Annotated in this window: 10 protein-coding genes; 9 read left to right on the forward strand and 1 reads right to left on the reverse strand. The window is 38.7% G+C overall.

What is annotated here, in order from left to right; translation table 11 throughout:
• Nucleotides 1-10: 10 nt before the first annotated feature.
• Nucleotides 11-484, forward strand: a complete 474-nt coding sequence (gene rfaE2, locus LBH98_07420) for a D-glycero-beta-D-manno-heptose 1-phosphate adenylyltransferase (GenBank protein MDR0304575.1) — start codon at nt 11-13, stop codon at nt 482-484.
• On the opposite strand, the gene LBH98_07425 is transcribed toward rfaE2, so the two are convergent.
• Nucleotides 481-1155: an HAD family hydrolase gene (locus LBH98_07425; GenBank protein ID MDR0304576.1), complete on the reverse strand. Its 675-nt coding sequence runs from the start codon at nt 1153-1155 to the stop codon at nt 481-483. The two genes, rfaE2 and LBH98_07425, sit on opposite strands and share 4 nt — an antisense overlap.
• 99 nt (nt 1156-1254) lie before the next feature.
• Between LBH98_07425 and LBH98_07430 the strand changes: the two genes are divergently transcribed.
• The 8 genes from LBH98_07430 to LBH98_07465 all read left to right on the forward strand — a co-directional run.
• On the forward strand, nt 1255-1650 hold the full coding sequence (locus tag LBH98_07430; protein MDR0304577.1) for a hypothetical protein: 396 nt from the start codon (nt 1255-1257) through the stop codon (nt 1648-1650).
• Nucleotides 1651-1663: 13 nt separating this feature from the next.
• Complete coding sequence (locus tag LBH98_07435) at nt 1664-2203, forward strand: flagellar biosynthetic protein FliO (GenBank protein ID MDR0304578.1); 540 nt, start codon at nt 1664-1666, stop codon at nt 2201-2203.
• A 13-nt stretch (nt 2204-2216) separates the two neighbouring features.
• Nucleotides 2217-2945 carry a flagellar type III secretion system pore protein FliP gene (gene fliP, locus LBH98_07440; protein ID MDR0304579.1) on the forward strand — a complete coding sequence of 243 codons (729 nt, stop codon included), beginning with the start codon at nt 2217-2219 and terminating at the stop codon, nt 2943-2945.
• 14 nt (nt 2946-2959) lie between these two features.
• Nucleotides 2960-3229, forward strand: coding sequence for a flagellar biosynthesis protein FliQ (fliQ, locus tag LBH98_07445; protein ID MDR0304580.1), 270 nt, complete (start codon nt 2960-2962; stop codon nt 3227-3229).
• A gap of 4 nt (nt 3230-3233) precedes the next feature.
• The gene (gene fliR, locus LBH98_07450; GenBank protein MDR0304581.1) at nt 3234-4025 is read left to right on the forward strand and encodes a flagellar biosynthetic protein FliR; all 792 of its coding nucleotides are present in this window, start codon (nt 3234-3236) and stop codon (nt 4023-4025) included.
• Nucleotides 4025-5104: a flagellar biosynthesis protein FlhB gene (gene flhB / locus LBH98_07455; GenBank protein ID MDR0304582.1), complete on the forward strand. Its 1080-nt coding sequence runs from the start codon at nt 4025-4027 to the stop codon at nt 5102-5104. The genes fliR and flhB overlap by 1 nt, the downstream gene beginning before the upstream one ends.
• Before the next feature lie 14 nt (nt 5105-5118).
• A complete protein-coding gene (locus tag LBH98_07460; protein ID MDR0304583.1) occupies nt 5119-6393 on the forward strand; it encodes a hypothetical protein in 1275 nt (424 codons plus the stop codon).
• Nucleotides 6394-6626: 233 nt separating this feature from the next.
• Nucleotides 6627-6863 (forward strand): hypothetical protein (locus LBH98_07465; protein MDR0304584.1); only part of this gene is annotated, 237 nt, incomplete at its 3' end.

Here is a 6863-nt window from a genome sequence, read left to right on the forward strand (position 1 = left end):
AGGATATTACATGGAAAATATTTTCAAAAAAACCTATGAATTATCAAAATTTATTGACGGCGTAAGATTGCAGAATAAAAAAATTGTTTCGACTAACGGATGTTTTGATATTTTACATAGAGGGCATATACGCTATCTTAACGATACCGCAAAATTGGGTGATGTTTTGGTCGTAGGAATAAATTCGGATAAAAGCGTAAGGTCGTTGAAAGGGGAGAATCGCCCGATTCAAAGCGAGGACGATAGAGCATATATTCTAGTTTCGCTTAAAGCGGTCGATGCGGTGTTTATTTTCGACGAATTGACCCCGTACGGATTTATAGAAGTTGTAAAACCTGACATTCACACTAAAGGCGGCGATTACGAAATAGAAAACCTTCCGGAGACTAAAATCGTTGAAAAATACGGCGGTTCAGTGAAAATATTGAAGTTTTTTGACGGATATTCCACTACAAAAATAGTACAAAAATTGAACGGAGATTAGAAATTTATTCCGAATTTTTTAATTTCTTCAATAAAGATTTTAGGCGTTTTAGGCGAACATAACGCTCCCGCTTCGTTAAGAATTTTTATATCGCGAAATCCCCAGCCTGCGCCTATTCCTAAAATCCCTGCGTTTTTTGCCGTTAAAATGTCTTCCGGCGAATCGCCGACAAAAACTACTTCGGATTTGTCAAAATTCCATAATTTTATGACTTTGTTGAGCATGAACGGGTCGGGTTTTATCGGTATGTTTTCTTTTTGTCCGAAAAACGGATTTATTTTCCAGGGTTTTAGATATTTTTTTCTGCAAATTTGCGCGATGTTGTTCGGTTTGTTGGTAACCACTGCAATTTTGCAGTTTTTTTTTGTAAGGCAATCCAAAACTTCGTCCATTCCGTAATAAATTCTTGTGGAACTTTGAATTGTTTCTGTAGTTTCATAAATTTTTATATATTCTCTGCAAAACAATTCTTTTTCTTCATCGTTAAAATTTTGATTCGGGAGCGCTCTTTCGACGAGTTTTTTCGCTCCGTTTCCAATCATTTTTTTTACACTTTCACGGCTGTGCAGTGCAAAATTATGATTTCTTAAGAACCTGTTTAACGAATCTTTTATGTCGTCCAAAGTATCCAAAAGCGTCCCGTCTAGGTCAAAAACAAAACCTTTAATCATAAAATATCCTTACTTGGGATAAACTTCCGTTCAAAAATACTAATTTTACGCTTTGCAAATATTATTTTAGCAATGAATTTTTGAGAAAACGGGAAACTATTGGTAACCGCGATATTTATTTTTTCGGCAGTTGCGGCGTTGGAATGCTGTATAACGATAACTTTTCCTCAAAAAGTTATCGACTTAATTTCGAGGTTTGAGGCAAGCGACGTGAACGACGAAAAGATTAAACAAGAGCCGCTCGTTGTCAAAATTTTTGCTTTTACGGATCTGTTAATCCGTATTGTTTTGCCGATTTTGCTTTTGCTGTCACAGTTTCAAAGGTTTCATATTTACGCTTGGATATTCATAGCGGAATTTTTTATAAGTGACATTATTTTGTCGAAAGTCGCAAAAAAATATTATCTTACAATTCTACTTTCGGCGACGGAATTATGTATTTTTACCGATGTAATAAGAAGTAGTTTTTTGGCGTTGCGGCATAACGGTTTTTGATTTTTGGGGGAGTATGAAAAAAGTATTCGTAGTAGTTTTTTCGGCGTTTTTAGTTTACGTGGTTTATGCGCAGGAACTCAAGTTTGATATGTCGCAGCTTAACCAAAGTATGGGAAATATCGTTTCACAAGATTCAGATTTTGTGGATTCTGCCGATGGGAATCAAGACGGGGTAGGAATAATTTTGCTCAGAATTGTCGGCTCGCTGGCTTTAGTCTTGGCGATTTTTGCAGCGGCTGTTTGGGGTATTCGCAAATCGGGGATTATGGGGCATGGCGCGGCAGTCCCCGCTCTTCAAACGCCTTCGATGAGCGTTCTCGAAGCGTTATCGACAGGGTATAACGGAACAATTTTGCTTGTACGTTGCGAAGAGCAGGTTTTTTTGATAGGACAGACCCCCGCAAATTACACGTTTTTGCAAGAATTGCAGGAAGGCGTCGCTAAAAAAATCATTGAAAGCAAGGGCGGAGGCGAAACGATAGGGGCATTCAAAAATTCGCTTGCGAATTTTATGCAAAACCTGAAAATTCAGAAAAACACTTTGCAGTCGTAAAAAGAGAGCGTTTATGAAAAAATTTCTTCCTGTGATTTTATTTTTAGCGTCGGCTGTTTCGGCGCAGGTTTTGCCGTCACTGACGCTTTCGCTCAACCAAACCGCAAATCCGGAAGACGTTGCGGTTTCACTGCAAATAGTGTTTTTAATCACAATTTTAGCGCTGGCTCCGTCGATTCTTGTAATGATGACGTCTTTTGTTCGGATAATAATTGTCTTTTCGTTTATTCGCCGCGCTATCGGACTGCAAACGATGCCGCCCGACCAAATTTTGGTGGGACTTGCGCTGTTTTTGACTTTTTATATTATGACGCCTACGTTTACGCAAATTAACGACACGGCGTTACAGCCGTATTTGTCAAAACAAATTTCATGGCAGCAGGGAATTGAAAACGCCGGTATTCCGATGAAAAAATTTATGCTTCGTCAAGTTTATGAGAAAGATGTCGCTCTGCTTATGAGAATCGCTGGCAAGACTCCGCCGAAAACAGCGATGGAAATAGGTTTTGACGTGCTTATTCCGTCGTTTATGATAAGCGAATTGAAAACCGCTTTCATTTTTGGGTTTATAATTTATTTGCCGTTTTTGGTTGTGGATATGGTAGTGGCGAGCGTTCTTTTGTCAATGGGTATGATGATGCTTCCGCCGACGACGATTTCACTTCCGTTTAAGGTAATTTTGTTCGTTTTGATTGACGGCTGGAATTTGACCGTCAAGCAGTTGGTCGGCTCATTTTTCTGAAAAGAGGTTGAATTATGAATATGTCCGTTGTGCTTGATTTGGGAAACGAATGTTTGCTTTTGATACTCATTTTATCTGCGCCGCTTTTGGTTGTGGGGCTTTTAGTCGGATTGATTGTCGGCGTTTTTCAGGCGGTTACGCAAATTCACGAAATGACGCTTACGTTTATTCCCAAAATCGTTTCGATTTTCGGAATTCTGGTATTGCTTTTGCCATGGATGACGATGCGGATGGTAGAATACACGATTCGGTTGTTCAATATGTTTCCAACGCTTATGAGGTGAAAAATTGGAGGCGCTGCCGCTTGTTGCCGACATTGAGTTGTTCGGGCTGATTTTTGCCCGCATGACCGTGATTTTGATGCTTTTCCCGATTTTCGGATATTCTATTTTACCCGCTCAGTACCGTGTCGGGTTTTCGTTTTTTATGTCGCTTTTGCTTTTTCCGCTATTAAAATCTAATTTTGTAGAATTGCAAATTTCAAATTATTTCCAGTTTTTCTGGCTTATGTTTCGTGAAGCGGGAATCGGCGCAATGATTGGCTTTTTTACAAGATTTTTATTTGCGGCGGTGAGTTTTGCCGGTGAATTTGTTGATATGCAATTGGGATTTTCTATGGTACAGATGCCTGACCCAATAAACGAAGGCGAGATGGCGACGGTGACGGGATATTTTTATCTTTTAATTTTCGGAATTGCTTTTTTAATGCTTAACGGGCATTATTTTTTGCTTTTGGCAGTGCAAAAATGCTTTGCCGTAATGCCGCCTGGACAGGCTGTTTTAGATATAAATACCATAGTCCCGATGAGTTTGAAACTTCTTCAAAATTTGTTGGAAATCGCGGTTCGGCTTTCCGCTCCGATAATTATCGTTATGATGATAACTACTTTTGCTTTGGGAATTATCGCAAAAACTATGCCGCAAATGAACGTTTTCGTGGTCGGTATGCCGCTGAAAATCGGAATCGGGTTTATTTTGATGATAGTGACTTTACCTGTAATGCTGCAATTTTTTTCTGTAGCGGTCAAACAAATGTATAAAGATATATGGACACTTCTTTTGAGAATGGCGGGTAGTTAATGCCGGAAGAAGAAGATTCGGGCGAGAAAACCGAAGAGCCGACTTCCAAACGGCGAGAGGACGCTCGAAAAGAAGGAAACGTTTCCAAAAGTACGGAAGTAAGTACGGTTTTTGTGCTGCTTGCGGCGCTTCTTTTTTTACGGTTTTTTTTCAAAAATACGTATATAGGAATTACAAACGGCGTAAATTTGGCAGCCGATTATCTAAAACCTGAGATAATGCGTAACATTTCCTACAATACGATGTTGCAAATTTTAAACGAAAATCTTTTGCTTTCACTTAAAAGTTTTCTGCCGGTGGCGTTGTTTATTATGTTTTGGGGAATATTTTCAAACTTAATTCAAGTCGGATTTCTTTTCACTACAAAGCCGCTTGAGCCGAAACTTTCCAAAATAAATCCGATTAGCGGGTTCAAAAGAATGTTTTCAATGCGCTCTATTGTCGAGACCGTAAAAAACGTTATGAAATTAGTCGTCATCGGATTCGTAGCGTATATCGCGATAAAAGGCAGATTGAACGAAATGATGAGCAGTATAAACGAAAGCGTCTCTTCAATCTCGGTTTTTATGATGCTTTTGATATTCGACGTATCAATAAAAATCGTTTTGACGCTTTTAGTAATCGCAATTTTGGATTACGCATATCAGCGTTATGAATACGAGCGGAAATTAAAAATGACCAAACAGCAGATAAAAGACGAACATAAAATGACTGAAGGTAACCCGCAGATTAAAGGCAGGATTCGTCAGCTGCAACGCGAAATGTCACGCAGAAGAATGATGGAAAACGTGCCTAAAGCGACAGTTGTCGTAACGAACCCGACACACTTATCTATCGCAATCCAATACGAGCAGGAAACGATGGAAGCGCCGCTTATCGTGGCGAAAGGCGCGGACAATATCGCTCTTAAAATCCGTGAAATTGCGAAAGAACATAACATTCCGCTTTACGAAGACGTGCCGCTTGCCAGAGCGATGTATGACAAAGTTGAGCCGGGGGACAGCGTTCCGCAGGAATTTTTTGCGGCGGTCGCCGAAATCATCGCTTATGTTTACAGATTACAGGGAAAAACTGTTTAGAAACGATTTATTATATGAAGAAGAAGAAAAGAAGAGCATTGCCGTCAAGGAAGAAGAAATCCATACTTCCATGGCTTTTTCTGTTTTCAGTTTTATTCATACCGTTCGGCATGAATAAATTTACTTTTATTGTCGAAGATATTCTGACACAGGCGGGGGCAGATTCGGTTTCTGTGGGCAAGGTATCCGTTTCTCTGTTAAGAGGAATATGTATTGAAAATCTTTCAACCTATAAGCGCAGAAATGCGCAGGAGTATTATACCGTACATATTTCACGGATTTTTATTCGCGGCAAAATTCCGGCTTTGGGTTCTATGGTTTTGGGAAGAGAAAAGGGAGGCAAAGTAAAAAGAGATATATTTATGGAAGTTTACAGTAAACCCATTGGACTTGTCTCAGAAGCGTTTTCGGGGCTGGCGGCGCTTGGTTTATTAAAAGAAATAGAGTTTAACAATGCGAGCATACGTTTTATGAATAAGGGCAAAGTTAATGTATCCGCCGAAAACGCAGCGGCAAAACTTTCAATAAACGGCGGTATTTTCAAAGGAAAAGCGTCCATAGCCGGAATTGTTATTGCGTCTATGGGAAAAATTGAAAATTTCAGTGTAAATTTGAAATCCGGCGACGGCAAGCAACTTGATTTATTCGATGCCAAAGGGAAAGTTTTCGGAGGAAAATTTAATGCTCAAAGTTCTATAAACTTAAAAAACTCAAAAATTTTCGGCACGCGTATGCATATAAAAGAAGTTGACGTTAAACAGTCTTGGGAACAGTTCAAAATTTCAAGCGGCGGTATTGAAGGCAAAGCCGATTTGGATCTTGAAATAGAACCGTTTAGGTTCAACGCTTTTGCTCTGGCTAAATTAAAAGGAAATTTTTGTGTAAATAAATTAATAGCTGTTGATTTACCGTTGCAAAAACTACCCATAATTAATAAAGTTTCACCGAAATTAAGGACAATACAGTTTTCGGAAGTTAAAGGCAAATTCACGTTTTCAAAGAAAAATATCAATTTTGATGAAATATCAGGGGTTGGCGATGTAATGAATTTCAAATCTGTCGGTTCGTTTAATATCGACAACGGGAAAATATACCAGAACTTTGAAGGAGAATTCAGCGAAGAATTTATTGCAACGCAGCTTCCCAGATTAGTAAGAAATTCGCTCGAAATTACTGAAAACGGCGGCGGACGATTTAAGTGTACCATAAGTCAGACATTTCAAAACCCGCGCGTTAAAGTCGATAAAAGCGTAATAAAAACCGGAATAAAGAATATGTTCAAGAAATAATTATTACTCTTGGCTTGCTAACTAAATATATAAAAAATGCCAAACCAATATTACAAAACACTTATTTTGCAGGAAAAGGTTAATTTTACTCTCCAAAAATGCTTTTTCTCCATGTAATTTATCAAAAATATTATAAATGTATAAATGGCGAGCAGTCCCAAATACGTCTCGCTTTTGTTTTTCGGCGGATGGTATATTTGTGGGGGAAACACATTAAAGTACTGGAGAAAATTATGGAGGAGTGGAGAGAGCGGTTAGACAGAATTGAAGCGTTAATGAATGAAAACGCAAAAGGTTTTGTTGAGTTGAGAAAACAACAAGAAGAAAACGCAAAAGGTTTTGCAGAGTTGAGAAAATTTTTAGACGAAGTGGGAGAACGTATCGACAAGACCAACGAAATTTTTAACGGTACAAGCGAAAGTAACGGAAAGTTTAGCGAAGCGTATTTTTACAATTCGCTTTTTAACTCA

The sequence above is a fragment of the Chitinispirillales bacterium genome, from assembly GCA_031254455.1.
In the GTDB taxonomy this organism is placed as follows: Bacteria; Fibrobacterota; Chitinivibrionia; order Chitinivibrionales; family Chitinivibrionaceae; genus WRFX01.

Excerpts from the sequence above, each read along its gene's own strand:
- LBH98_07435 (MDR0304578.1), top strand. The coding sequence starts at position 1,664 with ATGAAAAAAGTATTCGTAGTAGTTTTTTCGGCGTTTTTAGTTTACGTG.
- LBH98_07460 (MDR0304583.1), top strand. The coding sequence starts at position 5,119 with ATGAAGAAGAAGAAAAGAAGAGCATTGCCGTCAAGGAAGAAGAAATCC.
- LBH98_07425 (MDR0304576.1), bottom strand. The coding sequence starts at position 1,155 with ATGATTAAAGGTTTTGTTTTTGACCTAGACGGGACGCTTTTGGATACT.
- fliQ (MDR0304580.1), top strand. The coding sequence starts at position 2,960 with ATGAATATGTCCGTTGTGCTTGATTTGGGAAACGAATGTTTGCTTTTG.
- rfaE2 (MDR0304575.1), top strand. The coding sequence starts at position 11 with ATGGAAAATATTTTCAAAAAAACCTATGAATTATCAAAATTTATTGAC.
- flhB (MDR0304582.1), top strand. The coding sequence starts at position 4,025 with ATGCCGGAAGAAGAAGATTCGGGCGAGAAAACCGAAGAGCCGACTTCC.
- fliP (MDR0304579.1), top strand. The coding sequence starts at position 2,217 with ATGAAAAAATTTCTTCCTGTGATTTTATTTTTAGCGTCGGCTGTTTCG.